Source organism: Streptomyces sp. DH41 (assembly GCF_029813785.1).
GTDB lineage: Bacteria > Actinomycetota > Actinomycetes > Streptomycetales > Streptomycetaceae > Streptomyces.
This window is the reverse complement of record NZ_JARVKY010000002.1, coordinates 559,437-578,191: the sequence shown is the minus strand read 5'-3', so window position 1 is coordinate 578,191 and position 18,755 is coordinate 559,437. Positions and strand designations below refer to the sequence as shown.

Sequence of the window (18,755 nt, the reverse complement as noted above, 5' to 3'; positions counted from 1 at the left end):
GAAGCATTCGTACGACCGTACAAACAGACGAACGCTCCCCGAGAAAGGCCCCCACCGTGGCCGCCAAGCCCGTGGCCCAGCGAGCCAAGCGCCTCGTCGTGCTGGTCTCCGGATCCGGCACCAACCTTCAGGCGCTCCTCGACGGGATCGCCGCCACCGGCGTCGAGGCCTACGGAGCCGAGATCGTCGCCGTCGGCGCCGACCGCGACGGCATCGAAGGACTCGCCCGCGCCGAGCGCGCCGGGCTGCCGACCTTCGTACGAAAGGTCAAGGACTACGGGACCCGCCAGGAGTGGGACGCGGCGCTCGCCGAGGCCGTCGCCGCCCACGAGCCGGACCTCGTGGTCTCGGCCGGGTTCATGAAGATCGTGGGCAAGGAGTTCCTGGCCCGCTTCGGGGGGCGGTTCGTCAACACCCACCCCGCCCTCCTCCCCAGCTTCCCGGGGGCCCACGGCGTGCGGGACGCGCTCGCGTACGGCGCCAGGGTCACCGGCTGCACCGTCCACTTCGTCGACGACGGCGTCGACACCGGGCCGATCATCGCGCAGGGCGTGGTGGAGATCCGGAACGAGGACGACGAGAGCGCTCTGCACGAGCGCATCAAGGAAGTCGAGCGAAGGCTGCTCGTCGATGTCGTGGGGCGGCTCGCCCGCAACGGCTATCGCATTGAGGGACGAAAGGTAGTTATCCAGTGACCGCCACCGCCGGAAGCAACAAGCGGGCCATCCGTCGCGCGCTCGTCAGCGTCTACGACAAGACCGGGCTCGAGGACCTCGCCCGCGGGCTCCACGAGGCCGGCGTCGAACTCGTCTCCACCGGGTCCACAGCCGGCCGTATCTCCGCCGCCGGTGTCCCCGTCACCAAGGTCGAGGAGCTCACCGGCTTCCCCGAGTGCCTGGACGGCCGCGTCAAGACCCTGCACCCCAAGGTGCACGCCGGCATCCTCGCCGACCTGCGCCTGGACAGTCACCGGCAGCAGCTCGGCGAGCTGGGCGTGGAGCCGTTCGACCTGGTCGTGGTCAACCTCTACCCGTTCCGCGAGACCGTCGCCTCGGGCGCCACCGCCGACGAGTGCGTCGAGCAGATCGACATCGGCGGCCCGTCGATGGTCCGCGCCGCCGCCAAGAATCACCCGTCCGTGGCCGTCGTCACCAGCCCCGCCCGCTACGCCGACGTGCTCTCCGCCGTGCGGGACGGCGGCTTCGACCTCGCCGCCCGCAAGCGGCTGGCCGCCGAGGCCTTCCAGCACACCGCCGCGTACGACGTGGCCGTCGCCTCCTGGTTCGCCTCCGAGTACGCCCCCGTGGACGAGTCGCGGTTCCCCGACTTCCTCGGCGCCACGTACGACCGCGCCCACACCCTGCGCTACGGCGAGAACCCGCACCAGCCCGCCGCCCTCTACACCTCCCCCGAGGGTGGCGGCCTCGCGGAGGCCGAGCAGCTGCACGGCAAGGAGATGTCGTACAACAACTACACGGACACGGACGCCGCCCGCCGTGCCGCGTACGACCACGACGAGCCCTGCGTCGCGATCATCAAGCACGCCAACCCGTGCGGCATCGCCGTCGGCGCGGACGTCGCCGAGGCGCACCGCAAGGCGCACGCCTGCGACCCGCTGTCCGCGTTCGGCGGCGTGATCGCGGTGAACCGCCCGGTCTCCAAGGAGATGGCCGAGCAGGTCGCGGAGATCTTCACCGAGGTCATCGTCGCGCCCGACTACGAGGACGGCGCCCTCGAAGCCCTCACCAAGAAGAAGAACATCCGCGTGCTGCGTGCCCCCGAGGCCCCCGCCGCACCCGTCGAGGTCAAGCCCATCGACGGCGGCGCCCTCCTCCAGGTCACCGACCGCCTCCAGGCCGAGGGCGACGACCCCGCCACCTGGACGCTGGCCACCGGCGAGGCCCTCTCCCCGTCCGACCTGGCCGACCTGGCCTTCGCCTGGAAGGCGTGCAGGGCAGTCAAGTCCAACGCGATCCTCCTCGCCAAGGACGGCGCCTCCGTCGGCGTCGGCATGGGCCAGGTCAACCGGGTCGACTCCGCGAAGCTGGCGGTGGAGCGGGCGGGCGCCGAGCGCGCGCAGGGGGCGTACGCCGCGTCCGACGCCTTCTTCCCCTTCCCGGACGGCCTGGAGATCCTCACCGCGGCCGGCGTGAAGGCCGTGGTCCAGCCCGGCGGCTCGGTCCGCGACGAACTGGTCGTCGAGGCGGCGAAGAAGGCCGGCGTGACGATGTACTTCACGGGGACGCGGCACTTCTTCCACTGACGCTGACGCTGACGCCGACGCGGTACGAGGACCCGGTGTGTGCGTCCCGCACGCACCGGGCCCGTCCGTCAGGTCGTCAGGATTCCCCGCCCTTGCGCAGCGCGCGCCAGGTCCCCGGTCCGACCATCCCGTCCGCGTCCAGCCCCGCGCGCTCCTGGAAGATGACGACCGCACCGTGTGTCATCGGGCCGAAGTCGCCGTCCACCTCGCCGACCTCCTTGATCCCGTGCAGGTGCCGGAGCAGGCACTGCAACTCCCTGACCTGGCTTCCCCCGTCTCCCCGCTTGATGGTGAAGTCCCACGTGCCGCTGTGGCCCGCCGTGTAGCCGGTGCCGTGCGAGGCGTCCTCGTAGACCACGGGTTTCTCGCAGGTGGGAGGCGCCGCGGCGGCCGGGGCCGACTCCCACGGGGCGGTGTAGGCCAGGCTCGCCGCACCCACGATGGTGGCCGCGAGCGCCGCCGCCAGGACCGGGCGCCGCCACCGCCGGGGACGCAGCCTCGGCAGCCGGGCCGACCGGGAGGTGCCGGCGGCCTCCTCCACCCGGCGCAGCAGCGCGGCGGTGTCGGAGGGGCGTTCCGCGTGGGTCGGGGCCAGGCAGTCCCGCAGGATGTCCCGCCAGACATCGGGGAGCCCGGCGGACAGGCGCAGTTCCTCACGGCCGTGCGCGTAGCGCGTCGCCGCGTCGGCGCGGGCCTCCGAGGTGGCGCCGGGCAGCGGGAAGCCCCCGGTCAGGACCACGTGTGCGAGGACGCCGAAGGCCCAGACGTCGGCCGAGGGGCGGATCCGCGTCCCACGCTCGTCGACCTCGGGCCACAGTAGCTCGGGCGGGGTGTAGTCCGGGGTGGCGAAGGCGGGGGCGTAGGCGTGCGTGCCCTCCATCTCCGCCGCCATGTTGAAGTCGGCGAGCCGCGCCGAACCGTCCGCCATCAGCAGCACGTTGGCCGGTTTCAGGTCCCCGTGCACCCACCCGGCGTGGTGCAGCTGGTGCAGGCCCTCGCAGATCTGCGCCAGCAGGGCGGGTCCGGCGTCCGGAGACGGGGTCCGGGCCAGTACGGCGTCCAGGGAGCCCTCGGCCCGCTCCAGCACCAGGACGGTGGCACCGTCCAGCTCGGGGTGTTCCGGGTCGTCGACGGTCAGCGTGTCGTACATCCGGATCAGCCGGGGCGAGCGGAGCCGCCGCAGCAGCTGCACCTCGCGTTCGGCCAGGTCGCGCAGGTGGTGCAGCTGGCGCGGGGTGCGGGTGCCGGTGGACAGGAACTTCAGCGCCGCCCGGCGCGGCAGCTCCCCGCCGTCGGAGGTGCGGCCGGTCGCTTCGGTGGTGCGGCCGGTCGTCGCTTCGGTGGTGCGGCCGGTCGCTTCGGAGGTGCGGTCGGTGGTGTGGAGGGTCGCGTCGTAGACCGTGGCGAACGCGCCGGACGCGAGTGGCTCGCACACCTCCCACGGCCCGATCCGGTACCCCTTCGGCACCGGGACCGCGTACGTCCGCCCGGTCACCGTGCCGCTCCGCTCGGGACCGGCGCGAGCACCACGAGGTCGTCCTCGCGGACCAGGTCGAAACGGAGGGCGAGGGAGGCCAGGGACTCCTTCTTGCCGTGCGTGCGCCTGCCCGGCTCGGCCGTGTCCGGGCCGGGTCGCAGCCGCAGCTTGACGGCGAGGTAGTCGATGTTCCAGTAGACGGCGGATCGGCTGACCTTGGGCCAGCTCGGGCGCAGCCGGTCCACTATTTCCTCGACGGCGGGCAGCGGGGCGCGGGGCTCACCGCGCAGGCGCCGTTCGCACAGGGCGACCAGGACCGCGAAGTACCGTTTGGTGCGGTCCAGGGCGAACGCCGGGACGGTGCCCGCCCCTTGCAGCCCGCCACGCTCGACGCTGCGGAAGGCGTGCCGCGGCGCCCAGACGTCGAAGGTGAGCAGGTCACCCGCGGCGGGCAGGGTCACGCGCGCCAGTTCGAACGGCACGGGCGCCTCCACGCGGCCCGGAGCGATCTTGATGTGCTCGCCGGCGCCCTCCGGGTTCTCCACCACGTAGGTCTGGTCCTCGCTGAGGTTGCTCAGCAGCCAGAACGTCCGGTGCGCCGCGATCTCCCCGGCGATCCGGGGCACCCCCGCGTGTGCGATGACGAGTCCGCCGCCGCTCGGTTCGGCCCTGCCGAACTCGATGCGCTCACCCGCGCTGATCCTGATCTGGTCGGTCACACTGCCGCACGACGGCGGCACGACGATGACGCTGTACATGGAGTCGTCCCCCTCCCCCGATCGCTCGGGGTCAACATTCCCCAGTCCAACAACGGGCAGCGTACGGGAGGCGAATGGGGGCGACCCAAGCATTCGGACGCCTCGGCGGGTCGGTGGTCACCGGACGACGAAGCGGCCCCGGCCCCCTCCGTGGAGGGAACCGGCGGCCGCCGTTCAGGCACGCTCCGGGGAGCGGATCAGCAGGGGCGCAGGGACCAGATCGGGTCCCAGGTCGCCGTGCCCGCCTGGTAGGCGGTCGACGTCCAGCGGACGCTGCCGTCCTTGTTGAAGAACTTGGCGACCGTGCCCGGTGTCTGGTTGTTGGTGAACGGGCCGTTGCCGGTCCAGTTGGTGAGGTTCCACGTCTGGCACTTGTAGAAGTCGAACTTGGTGCCGTTGACGATCATGCACAGGTGGCCGTAGCCGCAGGCCAGGTCCTGCGCGGCCTTGGTCCTGGGCGCCTCGGTGACGGTCAGTCCCTCGTACTTGACCGCGTCGGCGGACACGTGCAGGGGCTTCGGCTTGTCGGCCAGCACCTCCTCGGCCGCCTGCTGGAGAGCGGTCACCCGAGTGCCGGCCGGGTCGGCGGCGGTGGCCGCGACCGTGGAGCCGGCGACCAGGGCCGAGGCCGCGAGGAGCAGCGCGGCGGGCTTGATCATGTTCACTGTTGTTCCCCCATGAACGTCGGTGTCGTACCGCCGAAGCGGTGTGCTCACACCGTGCCCGGGGCGCCCGCCGCGCGGTACCTCGTAATTCTCAGGGTCACTTCCGCCCGGGCGGCGTGTACTCCTTCAGGTGGTGAGCGACGCGGTCGGCGTAGTGGCGGTACTTCGGGGGAACGCCGTCCGCGTCGTTCACCTTGCGGTACGACGTCCGGTAGGCGACGGCGATCAGCACCCGGCGGTCGCCCGGCAGGCCGGCGTCGAGGCGTGGCGTGATCCAGCACAGGTAGCGGCCCATCGCCGGGATGGACTCGGCGGGTGGGAACGGGGGCTCGGGGACGGACTCGCCGGGTGTGCCGTCCTCGTTCATCCACCAGCGCAGGACGGTCGGGGTCCAGCGGGCGATGCCGTACTCGTCCTTCGCGGGGTCGGAGAGGTTCGGGTCGAAGTCGCTCTCCACCTTCAGTATGGCCGCGATCAGGGGCGGGCTGACCTCCTCGCGGGCGCAGTCGTGCGCCGTCTCGACGATCAGCAGGCGGTAGGCGGGCGGCACGCCCCGGTCGGTGCGCAGCTCGGCGGAGCCGTAGGAGGCGGCGGAGACCGTCGCGGTACGGCCTCCAGGGCCCTGGCCAGTGGGTTCGGGGCCGCCTCCGCCGCCGCCGTCGTTCGGGGCGCTGATTCCGTAGCCGAGCGCGGCGACGACCACGGTGGCGGCCGCCACGGCCAGGACCGCCCACCGGGTGCGCGTGCGGCGCGGCAGGACGGGCCGGAGGGAGCGGAGGGCCCCGGCGGACCGGATGGACCCGATGGACCGGATGGACCCGACGGATCGGATGGATCGGACGGATCGGACGGATCGGACGGTGCCGCCCGTGGTCGCCGCCACGCGGCGTAACAAGGTGTCCGTGCCGATGCGTTCGGCGTGCGTACGGGTCAGGCACGCGCCCACGATCCCCCGCCACGCCTCGGGCAGCGCGGGCGACAGCCGCAGCTCCTCGGTGCCGCGCGCGTAGGCGGCCCCGGCGTCGCGGCGGGCCGTCGGGGTGCCGCCGGGCAGTGGGAAGGACCCGGTGAGCACGAGGTGGGCGAGGACGCCGAAGGCCCAGACGTCGGCGGAGGGGCGGATGCGGCGGCCGCGTTCGTCGATCTCGGACCAGAGCAGCTCGGGCGGGGTGTAGTCAGGGGTGGAGAAGGCGGGGGTGTAGGCGTGGGTGCCTTCCAGCTCGGCGGCCATGTTGAAGTCGGCGAGCCGGGCCGAACCGTCCGCCATCAGCAGTACGTTGGCCGGTTTCAGGTCCCCGTGCACCCACCCGGCGTGGTGCAGCTGGTGCAGGCCCTCGCAGACCTGCGCGAGCAGCGCGGCACCGGCGGCCGGGCGCGGCGACGCGGACAGCAGGGCGGACAGCGAGCCCTCCGCCTTCTCCAGTACGAGGACGGTGGCGCCGTCGAGGGCGGGGCGGGCCGGGTCGTCGACGACGAGGGTCTCGTACATCCGCACCAGCCGGGGCCGCCGCAGCTTGCGGTGCAACTCGACCTCCCGTTCGACGAGTTCGCGCAGGTGCGTCAGCTGGCGGGGCGTGCCCGTACCGGTGGGCAGGAACTTCAGGGCGGCCGCGCGCGGCAGACCGGTGGCATCGCCTTCGCCGACCCGGCGGGCCTCGTACACGCTGCCGAAGGCGCCCGTGGCGATCGGCTCCCGCACCTCCCAGACGCCGACCCGGTACCCCTTCGGCACGGTGACGGCGTACGGCTCGGTCACCGTGGCACCCGGCGCGGTGGTGCCGCGAGGACCACGAGGTCGTCCTCCCGTACGAGGTCGAAGCGGAGCGCCATGGAGACCAGCGACTCCTTCTTGCCGTTGAGCCGCGCGCCCGCCTCCGCCGCCTCCGGGCCCGGCTTGAGCCGCAGCTTCACCGCGAGGTAGTCGATGTTCCACTGGACGGACGTACGCGACGCGGCCGGCCAGCCGGGCCGCAGCCGCTCGACGACCTGCTCCACGGTCGGCAGCGGCGCGTGCGGCGCCCCGCGCAGCCGCGGCTCGCACAGGGCGGCCAGGACGGCGAAGTACCGCTTGGTGCGGTCAACGGAGAAGGCCGGGGCGGTCGGCTCGCCGTCGCCGCCGTCCTCCGCGCGCAGATAGTCGTGGCGCGGTGCCCACACCTCGACGGGCAGCAGGTCGCCCGCGGCGGGCAGCACGATCCGCGAGAACTCGAACGGCACCGGCGCGTCCAGCCGGCCCGGCGCCACCTTGATGTGCTCGCCGGCGCCCTCCGGGTTCTCCACCACGTAGGTCTGGTGGGTGGACAGGTTGCTCATGGTCCAGAAGGTGCCGTGGGCGGTGATCTCACCCGCTCTGCGGGACACTCCCTCGTGCCCGATCAGCAGGCCGCCCTCGGGCACGGACCGCCCGAAGACGAGGCGCTCGCCGGGCGCGAGCCGGAACTGGGTGCGGGTGGGTTCGTCCTCCGTGGTCGGCGGAGGTACCACGATGATGCTGTACAAGGTGCGTCTCCCCGTGCCTGACGGCTACCCACGTCAGACTATTGCGACGCACCGGGCCCGTGTCCCCCTCGTACGGGTGAGACACGGGCCCCATGACGTGATTGGCGCGAAGTGTGCCGTGCCGGACGCCCGTTCAGTACCGCGGGCGGTTGAACCAGTAACTGCCGTTCTTGTTGGCGCAGAAGACGATGATCAGAATGCCGAGGACCAGACTGATCAGGGCGAAGATGTTGGCACCCAGCAGGTTGATCACGCTGGCCAGCGTCACGACCGAGCCGTAGACGATCGCGGAGACCCGCGCACCGCCCCGGCCGGTGGCGAACTTGACACCTGTGAATATCGCCCAGAACGCGAACGCCAGGAAGATCACGCCGAGCCCGATCATGAGGCCCGCGCCGATGTTCGTGACGGTCTCCGCGTCCTGCGCCGAGATGGTGGGGTCGGAGTTGACCTCGTCCTCGATGTAGTCGGCGAACCAGGAGCTGGCCGCGATCATCAGCACGCCGCCGATGATCTGGCAGGCGCCGAGCACGAACAGCATCACGCGCGCGGCCTTCACCGTGCCGGGCATGACCGAGGGGACGGGTGCGTGGCCGCCGCCGTAGGGCTGGACCGGCGGCGCCGAGGGGTAGCCGTAGCCGGGCCCGCCCTGGGGCTGCTGCTGCGGGTAGCCGTAGTTCGGCTGCTGGCCGTGCTGCTGGCCCTGCGGCGGACCGTAGGGGTTGTTCGGGTCGCCGAAACTCATGCGGGACTTCCTCCGTAGCTGTCACGTGCGGGGACGACGCGTGGCTCGATGTGGAGGAGGCATTTCATTGCGGTTCGTCCCCCCGGTACGGCCCCGCGGCACTGTGCTACTGCCCAATCGTTCTTGACCTATCTCTTACTTGTCCAGCCTGGTCGCAAGGTGTTGTGCAAGTGCAACAGCGTCGATCATGATCCGACAGGGTGGGACACGCCCCGGGATGCCCGGTCGGAGGCCGGATCCGTGCCCGGATGCCGGGCGGATTGGAACCGGGGGCCGGTCATCCGCGAGGATGGGGGCATGACCGCCCAGATTCTCGATGGCAAGGCCACCGCAGCCGCGATCAAGTCCGAACTGACCGCCCGGGTGGCGGCGCTGAAGGAGAAGGGCGTCACGCCCGGCCTCGGCACCGTCCTGGTCGGTGACGACCCCGGCAGCCAGAAGTACGTCGCGGGCAAGCACCGCGACTGCGCGCAGGTCGGTATCGCCTCCATCCAGCGCGAACTGCCGGCCACGGCGACGCAGGAGGAGATCGAGGCGGTCGTCCGCGAGCTGAACGAGGACCCGGCCTGCACCGGTTACATCGTCCAGCTGCCGCTGCCCAAGGGCATCGACGAGAACCGCATCCTGGAACTGATGGACCCGGACAAGGACGCGGACGGCCTGCACCCGATGAACCTCGGCCGCCTCGTGTTGAACGAGCCGGCGCCGCTGCCCTGTACCCCCAACGGCATCCTCACCCTCCTGCGCCGCTTCGGCGTGGAGATCAAGGGCGCCGAGGTCGTGGTCGTCGGGCGCGGTGTCACCATCGGCCGGCCGATGCCGCTGCTGCTCACCCGGCGCAGCGAGAACGCCACCGTGACCCAGTGCCACACCGGCACCCGGGACCTGGCCGCCCACCTCAAGCGCGCGGACATCGTCATCGCCGCGGCCGGCTCCCCGCACCTGGTCCGCCCCGAGGACGTCAAGCCTGGCGCGGCCGTCCTCGACGTCGGCGTCTCGCGCAACGCCGAGGGCAAGATCATGGGCGACGTCCACCCCGGCGTGGCCGAGGTCGCCGCCTGGATCTCCCCGAACCCCGGTGGCGTCGGCCCCATGACCCGGGCCCAGCTGCTCGTCAACGTGGTGGAGGCGGCGGAGCGCAGTGCCGGCTGACGACACCGACACCGACACCGAGCGCCCGGAGAGTTCGGGGAGCCCGGAGGAGCAGGGGAGCCCGGGAGGTCGGGAGAGCGCCGAAGGCGGCGTTGAGAGCGGCGCCGAGGGCGGCGCGGAGAGCTCCGAGGGCATCACCGTCCGGGACCCCGTCAGCGCGCCCGACGCAGCGGGCAGGCCGCGGCGGATCACCCGACGGTTCCCGCTCTTCACCCGCGACACCGCGCGCCCCGAGGGCGGCGGCCGGGCCGCCGCCGGCGACGCCCCGGCGCCCGCCCGGCAGTGGCCGATCCTGCTCGTGGTCGGCCTGGTCGGGGTGGGCCTGCTGCTGACCGCGCTGGACGTGTTCCGCTGGGGCCTGGTCCTGATCGGCGCCGCTCTGCTGTTCGGCGCCGTGCTCCGCTGGATGATGCCCAGCGTCGGCATGCTCGCCGTGCGCTCGCGCTTCACGGACATCGCCACATACGGAGTCCTGGGCCTCAGCATCGTCCTGCTGGCGTTGATGGCCCAGCCGGAGCCGCTGCTGGAGATCCCGTTCCTGAAGGACACCCTGCACTTCACGGTGAGCTAGTAGCGCTTCGTTGGGTTCTGTGCTGTCTGCGCATGGCCCCGGCGGCGGCCCGTCCTCACCCCCGTGGAAGGACGGGCCGCCGCCGGGATCCACACTCCTGTACGCGGAACGCCCTGATCAACGCCTGTCAGGGCGCTGTGGCACGGAAGTGACCGTTCCGCTACTCCGTCACTCCGATGTGCGCGCCGTGCAACACGGGGCGCGTGTTCCGAGCGTGACCGTCCATGTACGTTCCGTCGGGCGAGGTATTGACAAGTTCGCGGATATACCGCGAAGTCGTTCAGGGACAGCGCTAGCCTCAGGGGCTCGGTTCAGGGCATGGCGAGGCCGGTGGGACACTGGACCACGGGTCGGTGGGCGTGCGACGGTGCATGTTCGCGACCTCTGTGCTCCTGTGCGCCCCCACCCCGGGAACTGAGATCCTGACCGGGCGCATCCCTGTGGGTAGCCAGAACGGGGACTTCGGGCGGGACGCCGCGCGCGGGACCAAGCGGGGAACGAACAGCACGTCACCGGGGGGAAGAGGGGGAAGCAATGCCTCGTTGGAAGGCCTTGCCGGATGAACTCGATCCGCAGATCAAAGAGTTCACCAGCCAGTTGCGTCGACTCGTGGACCGTAGCGAGCTGAGCGTCGCGTCGGTCGCCGACGCGACGGGCTACAGCAAGACGTCCTGGGAGCGCTATCTGAACGGCCGGCTGCTGGCGCCGAAGGGCGCCATCGTGGCCCTGGCCGAGGTGACGGGGACCAACCCCATGCACCTGACCACCATGTGGGAGCTGGCCGAGCGCGCCTGGAGCCGCTCGGAGATGCGCCATGACATGACCATGGAGGCCATTCGGATCTCCCAGGCGCGTGCCGCGCTGGGTGAGCTGGGCGCGCCCGCGGCCAAGTCGGGCAGCGGCGGCAGGAGCGGCAGGGGGAGCCGGACCGGCCGCCACGGCGGCGGCGCGACGGTCACACCCGGGATCGCGGGGCCGGCCGGTGTGGCACCCACACTGCCGCCTTCGGTCCCCGTGCAGCCGACGGCCGCGGACAGCCCCGACTCGGCCGTCGGCACGGTCCGGGGCGGCGGCGCCACCGGCGCGCCCTCGGTCCCGTCGTCCGGCGGCGCGGCCGACGGCAACTCGTGGGGCATCGCCGGCTACCGGGGACCGGCGCCGACCGGTGACCGCACGGCGCGGTCCGGGCCCGGTGCCGGGCCCGGGGGAACCGCGCGAACCACGGCGATGCCGACCGCCGCCGCACCGAACGGCCACGGCCCGTCGGGACATTCGGGATCACCGGGACACGCGGGCTCGCCGGGGCCCTCGGGGCCGGCGGGCACGTTCGGCGAGCCCCCGCGTGACGGTTCCCGTTCGCGGGGCCGGTCCTCCGGGGGCGGCAACAAGCGGATGACGACGTTCGTCGCGGGTGTCGTCGGCGTGCTCGTCGTGATCGCGGGCGCCTTCTTCCTTCTGAACGACGGCGGCGACAAGGAGAACGAGAGCGCCAAGCCCTCCCCGTCGCCCACCGTGAGCACCGACACCGAGCTGCCGCCGGGCGTCAAGTGCAGCGGCGACGCCTGCACCGGCAAGGACCCGGAGATCATGGGCTGTGGCGGCGACCTGGTGACCACCGCCGCGACCGCCACCGTCGGCACGGCCGCCGTCGAGGTCCGGTACAGCAAGACGTGCGGTGCCGCGTGGGCCCGTGTCACCCAGGCGGCACAGGGCGACGAGGTGCAGGTGAGCGCGGGCGGCGAGAACCAGCAGACGGGCAAGATCACCGGGGCGGCCGACACCGTCGCGTACACCCCGATGGTGGCGGTGAAGTCCGGGGCCGAGGCCAAGGCGTGTGTGACGCTGACGGCGGGCCAGCAGGGCTGCACGGAGTAACAGGCCGCACGGGGGAGCGGCCCGCACGGGGGACCAGGTCGAGGAAGAGGGAGCGGCCCGCAGGGACACGCGTGCGGGCCGCACCGGAAGAAAATCGTCCGCGGCAGGCATGGCCCGCCATGTCACGGGCACGCGAGAAGTACCCCCACGGGAGTCCGGCAACGGTATCCCCGAACGGCGGTCGCTTCGTCCCCCCTCTCCCGGACAGGCGGCCGCCTCTTCATGTCCCCCGCGTTCATGTCCCCCGCGTTCACGTCCCCCGCGTTCACGTCCCCCGCGTTCACGTCCCCCGCGTTCACGTCCCCCGCGCCCTGCGCCGTGCCCCCGCTCCACGCCCCCGCTCCACGCCCTCCCGTTCACGCACGCGGGTGACCCGGCGGTGGTCCTGTGGGCCGGGCCACACCGACCCGGACGTCCCGGCCACCGGAGGCGCGATAGCCTGACGGCTGGATGGATCTCTTGATACCAAGAGATCGATCAAACGCCCGGGGCCGGGACGCCCCACCGCCAGCTGTCATACGGAGAACGCCATGACTCGCACTCCCGTGAACGTCACCGTCACCGGCGCGGCCGGCCAGATCGGTTACGCCCTGCTCTTCCGCATCGCCTCCGGCCAGCTGCTCGGCGCGGACGTGCCGGTCAAGCTGCGCCTCCTGGAGATCACCCCGGCGCTCAAGGCCGCCGAGGGCACCGCGATGGAGCTGGACGACTGCGCGTTCCCGCTCCTCCAGGGCATCGAGATCACCGACGACCCCAACGTCGCCTTCGACGGCGCCAACGTCGCCCTCCTCGTCGGCGCCCGCCCGCGCACCAAGGGCATGGAGCGCGGTGACCTCCTGGAGGCCAACGGCGGCATCTTCAAGCCGCAGGGCAAGGCCATCAACGACCACGCCGCGGACGACATCAAGGTCCTCGTCGTCGGCAACCCGGCCAACACCAACGCCCTGATCGCCCAGGCCGCCGCCCCGGACGTACCGGCCGAGCGCTTCACCGCCATGACCCGTCTGGACCACAACCGCGCGCTGACCCAGCTCGCGAAGAAGACGGGCTCGACGGTCGCCGACATCAAGCGCCTGACCATCTGGGGCAACCACTCCGCCACCCAGTACCCGGACATCTTCAACGCCACCATCGCCGGCAAGAACGCCGCCGAGGTCGTGGGCGACGAGAAGTGGCTGGCCGAGGAGTTCATCCCGACCGTCGCCAAGCGCGGCGCCGCCATCATCGAGGCCCGCGGTGCCTCGTCGGCCGCCTCCGCCGCCAACGCCGCCATCGACCACGTCCACACCTGGGTCAACGGCACCGCCGACGGCGACTGGGCCTCCATGGGCATCCCGTCCGACGGCTCCTACGGCGTCCCGGAGGGCATCATCTCCTCCTTCCCGGTCACCACGAAGGACGGAAAGTACGAGATCGTCCAGGGCCTGGAGATCAACGACTTCTCCCGCGCCCGCATCGACGCCTCCGTCAAGGAGCTCTCGGAGGAGCGCGAGGCGGTCCGCGGTCTCGGCCTCATCTGATACGTCGCACCACCCCACCGCCGGATCAGTGGTCCGGCCGGTGCACCGGTCCCCGGATCCGCCACGGCGGTCCGGGGACCGACGTGTCTCACCCGGCGCTCTGTTGACGTTTCGGGCCTGGCGGCCCCGTCCCTCCTCTATGCTGCTGCCTCTCAACTCGACCGAAGTCGCCGGACTTCACGCGCATCGGGGGATCGGCGTGAGCACCGCCTACGTGCCGCAGCAACCACAGCAGAGCAACGCGGGGACACCACCGGAACCCCCGCCCACCCCGCCCTACGCCAGTGAGGCGACCCGGCTGCTGTGCGCGGGCGCCTATCTCGACCCCGGTTACCGGGACCGCGTCATCGACGATCTGTATCTCGACGAGCAGCGGGTCGTGGCGCCGTCGCTCGGCTTCGACGCGGCCCGGGTCCTCGCGCACGCCCTGCGGGCCCGCCGACTGGAGCTGCTGTGGTCCGCGGCCGTCATCGGACTGTGGGTGGTGGGGATCCCGCTCAGCGGCGGGCTGCTCGCCGTCTTCCTGTGGCCCAGTGTGCTGCTCGCCCTGGCCCCCTGGATCAGGGGCCGCGGGGAGCGACCGCCCCTGTACCGGCGGATCGCGGCCTTCATGGTGCGCTGGTGCGGGCGCTTGCAGTTCGCCTTCTCCATGTTCATCATGGTCGCCGTCGCGTTCGGCGGCGGCTCGGACGACGACTCCTCGTACGGATCGGCAGCCGACTTCTACGGCTCCGGCGGCTCCAGCGGCTCCGACTGGCAGGAGTTCGCCGACGTGGCGCTCCCGTCCGTCGGGGACGGCGCCGCTCTGATCGAGGTCTGGCAGGCCTGGCTGGGGATCGCCGTCCTCGTGCTGATCGGGATGTGCGTGGCCGCGCAGCGCAACCAGTTCGCCCGCGCGCTCGCCGCCGAACTCTCCCCGGAACGCTTCCCGGACGCCGCCGGTGACCCGGCGGAGAAGGCCGAGGGCGAGCGGTTCCAGCGGCTGATGCGACGCATCCGGCTGGAGCAGCACGCGCCGCTGGTCATGTACAACGAGAAGCACCCGTTCTTGGGGGCGGGAGCGGCGTACGACACCTGGGTGCTGGCCGTCGAGCTGAAGCCGGACGACGAGAAGAAGCAGCAGCCGCTCAGCAACCGCGCCGTCCTGGACCGCGTCCGGCCCCTGATCGAACAGCTGCGCATGCCCTCCGAGTACGCGGGCGCCGGCGTGCGCGACCGGTTGCGCCGGCTGGAGCTCGACGAGTGCGTGTTCCTCCCGGTGGAGGGGCTGCTCGACCGTGAGCAGGCCCCGTACAGCTGGGAGGAGTTCGAGCAGCACCGCTCGCGTGCCGTGGAGGAGGGCGCCGAGAAGCGGCGGCACTTCCTGCGGATCCGGGTCGGCGGCTGGGAGGAGGAACTGGTCGTCACGGTCTTCGTGCGCCTGCACACCCAGGGCCGGATGCTCATGCTGGAGATCGCCCCGCACGTACTGACCCCGGTGCGCGCGGACTTCAAGGACGCCGACCGTGCCTCCCACCGCTTCCGCAACAACAACGTGCTGGGCAAGGCGGCCGGGGCCGCCGCCCTGGTGCCCGGCTCCGTGGGCCGTTCCCTGCTCACCCTCGGACGGGGCCTGGTGTACGGGTGGCGGCTGCTGACCGGCGGCCACACGGGCGCGCTCCCCGCGGGTCCCGCCATCTCCGTACGGGAGCTGGCCTCGATGCCCACCGGGTCGACCTTCCAGGAGATGGACGTCAGCCGCTACCTCAGGAGCATCCAGGACCGTGTGGGGCACGGTGTGCGGCTGGCCCTGGCCGACGCCGGTTACGAGACCGGTGAGTTCGTGCAGAAGATCGTGAACCTCAGCAACGGCAGTACGTACATCGGCAACGCCCAAGGGGCGACCTTCGCCGTCGGCGACAAGTCCCACGTCTCGTCCCACGCCCCGTCCAAGACCGCCGGCCCCGCGCCGCAGAAGGGATCCGGAAGCTAATGGCAGCCAACGAGCCGAACGTGCACATCGGCAACGCCCAGGGGGCGACCTTCGCCGTCGGCGACAACGCGAACGTGACGAGCCACTACGGCACCACGGCGCCGCGCGACCAGACCGCCGAGGAACTGCTGAGGGCGGTGCGGGAGTTGCGTGCCGACCTGGCGCGGATCCAGGGGACCGAGCAGACCGCCAGGCTCGACACGGCCCTCGCGGACACCGAGGAGGAGATCACCCGTACCGGCACGGCCCCCGAGGGGCGCCTCCAGCGGCTGCGGGGCCTGTTCGAGGAGACGCAGGCGGCCCTGTCCCTGTTCGCGTCCTTCGGGACGGTCGCCGGGCTGCTGGGGATGTGACCCGATGAGCGGGGGACGGCAGCGGTACTGGAACGAGACGACCCAACGCTGGGAGGACACCGCGGGCGGCACCGCGCCGGTGACCCCACCACCACCGCCCCGGCCGGGGTCGGCGCCAGAGGCACCACAGACGCCGCAAGGACCACCGACCCCGCAGGCTCCGCAACCACCCCGGACACCACAAGCACCCCAGACCCCGCTACCACCTCAGCCCTCGCCAGCACCTCAGTCCCCGCGAGCACCACAGGTGTCACACGACGAGAACGCCGACCACCCGCCCGGCGCCTCGCTGCCGGGGTCACCGCCGGCCCCCGGTACCTGGTCCGCGCCCGAACTGCCCCACACCGGTTCCTGGCCGCGGCCCGGGCATCCGCGGACGCCGCCCCCCGCCGGCACCGGCGGTCCCAGCCGCCGGCTCATGTGGTCCGTGCTGGGCGGTGCCGCCGCGGCCGGGGTCGTGGGAGCCCTCGTACTGACGCTCGTGGTCCCCAAAGACGACGGCACGGACGACCGCGGCGACCACGCGGCGGTGTCGGCGAGCGCGTCCCCCACCCCGGAACCCTCGGCCCCCGAGCCCTCGACGCTCCGGACCGACGAGGCAGGGACACCCGCCTCCGACATGCCGGATTCGCCGTCCGGCACGGCCACCGGGCCACCCGACGGCTCCGGGCCGCTCGACGGTTCCGAGCTGCCCGACGACTACGAGCTGCACTCCGACGCGGAGGGCTTCACCATCGCCCGTCCCGTGGGCTGGGTGCGCGAGGAGGTGCCCTCGAAGTACGGCATCGACGTGGTCAACTACCGCAGCACCGACGGCGCACTGCGGCTGCAGGTGTACCAGGTGGAGGAAGCCTCGCCCGACGCGTCCTTCGAGCTGTTCCTCTCCGAGGACACGGCCAAGGCCGACGGCTTCCGGCAGATCTCCCTGGAGACCCTGGACGACGGCGACTTCACCGGCTCCCGGCTCGAGTACCTCGCCGACTCCCTCAAGGGCGAACCCGACATCGGCACCTGGCATGTCGTCGACGAGCGCTTCCTGGCCGCCGACGGCGAGGTCTACGCGATCGCCGCCTACGGGGCGGAGGCGGACGGCCGCGAGGACGAGCGGGCCATGCTGCGGGCGGCCCTCGGCCACTTCTGCCCGCCGTACACGACCTGCGGCAGCGACGCCGACACCCTGTGAACGGGCACTCACAGGGTGGGCGGTTCGTTCCGCTCCGTCCCTTTGTTCAGTGACTCGGCACACTTCCGATCCCGGAACCGCATGCATCCGGGGACCAAGGGCATGAGCACCCGGTCCCGTGCATGACACCTGCGTGGTGCACGGGCGCTGAACAGGGAACGGAAGGCATTGACGATCATGGCGGACAGTACGGAACTCCGGGCGCGCGACACCATCCATGCCGGGGGTGAATGGCGAGCGGCCGCCTCGGGGCACACGCGCGACATCCTCGACCCCGCGGACGCCCTGCCGTTCGCCGTGATCGCGGAGGGCGACGAGCGCGACACCGACCTGGCGGTGGCCGCCGCCCGGCGCGCCTTCGACACGGGCGAGTGGCCGCACACCCCGGTCACCGAGCGCGCCGCCCTGCTGCGCCGCGTCGCCGACCTGCTCGTGCGCGACCGCGAGACGCTCGGCCTGCTGGAGAGCCGCGACGCGGGCAAGACCGTCGAGGAGGGCCGGGTCGACATCGACTGCGTCGCCGACGCCTTCCGCTACTTCGCGGACCTGGTCGCCGGCGAGGCCCCCGGCCGGGTCGTCGATGCGGGCTCGCCCGAGATCCACAGCGTCGTCGTGCACGAGCCGGTCGGCGTCTGCGCGATGATCACGCCCTGGAACTACCCGCTCCTCCAGGCCAGCTGGAAGATCGCCCCCGCGCTCGCGGCCGGCAACACCTTCGTGATCAAGCCCAGCGAGATCACCCCGATGACGACCGTCGCCCTGATCGACCTGCTGACCGAGGCCGGCCTCCCCACCGGCGTCGCGAACATCGTCACCGGCCCGGGTCACACCGTCGGCGCCCGGCTCGCCGAGCACCCCGACGTCGACCTGGTCTCCTTCACCGGCGGCCTGATCAGCGGCACCAAGGTCGCCCAGGCCGCCGCCGTCACCGTCAAGAAGGTCGCCCTCGAACTCGGCGGCAAGAACCCCAACGTCGTCTTCGCCGACGCCTGCGAGACCGAGGAGGGCTTCGACACCGCCGTCGACCAGGCCCTCAACGCCGCCTTCATCCACAGCGGCCAGGTCTGCTCCGCCGGCGGGCGCCTCATCATCGAGGAGTCGGTCCGCGAACGCTTCGTCGCCGAACTCGCCCGCCGCGCCGCGAAGATCCGCCTCGGCCGCGGCACCGAGGACGGCGTCGAGTGCGGCCCGCTCGTCTCCGAGCAGCAGCGCGCCAAGACCGAGAACTACGTCGCCTCCGCGCTGGCCGAGGGCGCCGAGCTGCGCTGCGGCGGCAAGCGCCCCGAGCCGTCTCCCCAGCGGCCGGAGAGCGGCTACTTCTACGAGCCGACCCTCCTCGACCACTGCCACCGCGAGATGAAGGTCGTACGGGAGGAGGTCTTCGGACCGGTGCTCACCGTCGAGACCTTCCGTACCGAGGACGAGGCCGTAGCCCTCGCCAACGACACCGAGTACGGTCTGGCCGGTGCCGTCTGGACCGCCGACGCGGGACGGGCCCGCCGGGTCGCGGGCCGGCTCCGGCACGGCACCGTCTGGATCAACGACTTCCACCCCTACCTCCCGCAGGCGGAGTGGGGCGGCTTCGGCAAGAGCGGCGTCGGCCGCGAACTGGGCCCCGCGGGCCTCGCCGAGTACCGCGAGAGCAAGCACGTCTACCAGAACCTCGCCCCGAAGCCCGTCCGCTGGTTCGCCGGCTGACCGGGCTCAGCCCCAGCCCGCCCG

Annotated in this window: 17 protein-coding genes; 10 read left to right on the top strand and 7 right to left on the bottom strand. The window is 72.1% G+C overall.

Annotated elements, in window-relative coordinates:
- Positions 1 to 56: 56 nt before the first annotated feature.
- Entirely contained in the window at positions 57 to 695 is a 639-nt protein-coding gene (purN, locus tag QC283_RS05850; protein WP_279560265.1) for a phosphoribosylglycinamide formyltransferase, read from the top strand.
- Positions 692 to 2,263: a bifunctional phosphoribosylaminoimidazolecarboxamide formyltransferase/IMP cyclohydrolase gene (gene purH / locus QC283_RS05845; RefSeq protein ID WP_279560264.1), complete on the top strand. Its 1,572-nt coding sequence runs from the start codon at positions 692 to 694 to the stop codon at positions 2,261 to 2,263. The genes purN and purH overlap by 4 nt, the downstream gene beginning before the upstream one ends.
- 76 nt (positions 2,264 to 2,339) lie before the next feature.
- On the opposite strand, the gene QC283_RS05840 is transcribed toward purH, so the two are convergent.
- The 6 genes from QC283_RS05840 to QC283_RS05815 form a co-directional block, all read right to left on the bottom strand.
- Positions 2,340 to 3,758, bottom strand: coding sequence for a protein kinase domain-containing protein (locus QC283_RS05840; protein WP_279560263.1), 1,419 nt, complete (start codon positions 3,756 to 3,758; stop codon positions 2,340 to 2,342).
- Positions 3,755 to 4,498, bottom strand: coding sequence for an FHA domain-containing protein (locus QC283_RS05835; protein WP_279560262.1), 744 nt, complete (start codon positions 4,496 to 4,498; stop codon positions 3,755 to 3,757). Before QC283_RS05835 ends, QC283_RS05840 begins: the two co-directional genes overlap by 4 nt.
- Before the next feature lie 197 nt (positions 4,499 to 4,695).
- Positions 4,696 to 5,163, bottom strand: a complete 468-nt coding sequence (locus tag QC283_RS05830) for a hypothetical protein (protein WP_336620623.1) — start codon at positions 5,161 to 5,163, stop codon at positions 4,696 to 4,698.
- 97 nt (positions 5,164 to 5,260) lie between these two features.
- Entirely contained in the window at positions 5,261 to 6,919 is a 1,659-nt protein-coding gene (locus QC283_RS05825) for a protein kinase domain-containing protein (RefSeq protein WP_279560260.1), read from the bottom strand.
- The gene (locus tag QC283_RS05820) at positions 6,916 to 7,662 is read right to left on the bottom strand and encodes an FHA domain-containing protein (RefSeq protein WP_279560259.1); all 747 of its coding nucleotides are present in this window, start codon (positions 7,660 to 7,662) and stop codon (positions 6,916 to 6,918) included. The genes QC283_RS05825 and QC283_RS05820 overlap by 4 nt, the downstream gene beginning before the upstream one ends.
- A 133-nt stretch (positions 7,663 to 7,795) precedes the next feature.
- The gene (locus QC283_RS05815) at positions 7,796 to 8,407 is read right to left on the bottom strand and encodes a hypothetical protein (RefSeq protein ID WP_279560258.1); all 612 of its coding nucleotides are present in this window, start codon (positions 8,405 to 8,407) and stop codon (positions 7,796 to 7,798) included.
- 297 nt (positions 8,408 to 8,704) lie between these two features.
- Between QC283_RS05815 and QC283_RS05810 the strand changes: the two genes are divergently transcribed.
- The 3 genes from QC283_RS05810 (at position 8,705) to QC283_RS05800 (ending at position 12,005) form a co-directional block, all read left to right on the top strand.
- Positions 8,705 to 9,559, top strand: a complete 855-nt coding sequence (locus QC283_RS05810; RefSeq protein ID WP_279560257.1) for a bifunctional methylenetetrahydrofolate dehydrogenase/methenyltetrahydrofolate cyclohydrolase — start codon at positions 8,705 to 8,707, stop codon at positions 9,557 to 9,559.
- Positions 9,560 to 9,692: 133 nt separating this feature from the next.
- A complete protein-coding gene (locus QC283_RS05805) occupies positions 9,693 to 10,130 on the top strand; it encodes a DUF3017 domain-containing protein (RefSeq protein ID WP_279560404.1) in 438 nt (145 codons plus the stop codon).
- A gap of 534 nt (positions 10,131 to 10,664) precedes the next feature.
- Positions 10,665 to 12,005 carry a helix-turn-helix domain-containing protein gene (locus QC283_RS05800; RefSeq protein ID WP_279560256.1) on the top strand — a complete coding sequence of 447 codons (1,341 nt, stop codon included), beginning with the start codon at positions 10,665 to 10,667 and terminating at the stop codon, positions 12,003 to 12,005.
- A 122-nt stretch (positions 12,006 to 12,127) separates the two neighbouring features.
- Here QC283_RS05800 and QC283_RS39525 read toward each other — a convergent pair whose 3' ends face one another.
- Positions 12,128 to 12,304 (bottom strand): hypothetical protein, encoded by a 177-nt coding sequence (locus QC283_RS39525; protein WP_443032545.1) that lies wholly within the window; start codon positions 12,302 to 12,304, stop codon positions 12,128 to 12,130.
- A gap of 231 nt (positions 12,305 to 12,535) precedes the next feature.
- Here QC283_RS39525 and QC283_RS05795 point away from each other — a divergent pair, with 231 nt between their 5' ends.
- The 5 genes from QC283_RS05795 to QC283_RS05775 all read left to right on the top strand — a co-directional run bounded on the left by QC283_RS05795 (position 12,536) and on the right by QC283_RS05775 (position 18,731).
- Positions 12,536 to 13,525, top strand: a complete 990-nt coding sequence (locus tag QC283_RS05795; protein ID WP_279560255.1) for a malate dehydrogenase — start codon at positions 12,536 to 12,538, stop codon at positions 13,523 to 13,525.
- Between the two features lie 199 nt (positions 13,526 to 13,724).
- Positions 13,725 to 15,497 carry a hypothetical protein gene (locus QC283_RS05790; RefSeq protein ID WP_279560254.1) on the top strand — a complete coding sequence of 591 codons (1,773 nt, stop codon included), beginning with the start codon at positions 13,725 to 13,727 and terminating at the stop codon, positions 15,495 to 15,497.
- The gene (locus tag QC283_RS05785; protein WP_279560253.1) at positions 15,497 to 15,850 is read left to right on the top strand and encodes a hypothetical protein; all 354 of its coding nucleotides are present in this window, start codon (positions 15,497 to 15,499) and stop codon (positions 15,848 to 15,850) included. The genes QC283_RS05790 and QC283_RS05785 overlap by 1 nt, the downstream gene beginning before the upstream one ends.
- A gap of 247 nt (positions 15,851 to 16,097) precedes the next feature.
- The gene (locus QC283_RS05780) at positions 16,098 to 17,033 is read left to right on the top strand and encodes a hypothetical protein (protein ID WP_279560252.1); all 936 of its coding nucleotides are present in this window, start codon (positions 16,098 to 16,100) and stop codon (positions 17,031 to 17,033) included.
- Positions 17,034 to 17,210: 177 nt separating this feature from the next.
- Entirely contained in the window at positions 17,211 to 18,731 is a 1,521-nt protein-coding gene (locus tag QC283_RS05775) for an aldehyde dehydrogenase family protein (RefSeq protein WP_279560251.1), read from the top strand.
- Positions 18,732 to 18,755 lie beyond the last annotated feature (24 nt).

Coding starts and splice junctions, on each gene's coding strand:
- QC283_RS05835 (WP_279560262.1), bottom strand. CDS start 4,498: ATGTACAGCGTCATCGTCGTGCCGCCGTCGTGCGGCAGTGTGACCGAC.
- QC283_RS05815 (WP_279560258.1), bottom strand. CDS start 8,407: ATGAGTTTCGGCGACCCGAACAACCCCTACGGTCCGCCGCAGGGCCAG.
- QC283_RS05810 (WP_279560257.1), top strand. CDS start 8,705: ATGACCGCCCAGATTCTCGATGGCAAGGCCACCGCAGCCGCGATCAAG.
- QC283_RS05800 (WP_279560256.1), top strand. CDS start 10,665: ATGCCTCGTTGGAAGGCCTTGCCGGATGAACTCGATCCGCAGATCAAA.
- QC283_RS05795 (WP_279560255.1), top strand. CDS start 12,536: ATGACTCGCACTCCCGTGAACGTCACCGTCACCGGCGCGGCCGGCCAG.
- QC283_RS05785 (WP_279560253.1), top strand. CDS start 15,497: ATGGCAGCCAACGAGCCGAACGTGCACATCGGCAACGCCCAGGGGGCG.
- QC283_RS05775 (WP_279560251.1), top strand. CDS start 17,211: ATGGCGGACAGTACGGAACTCCGGGCGCGCGACACCATCCATGCCGGG.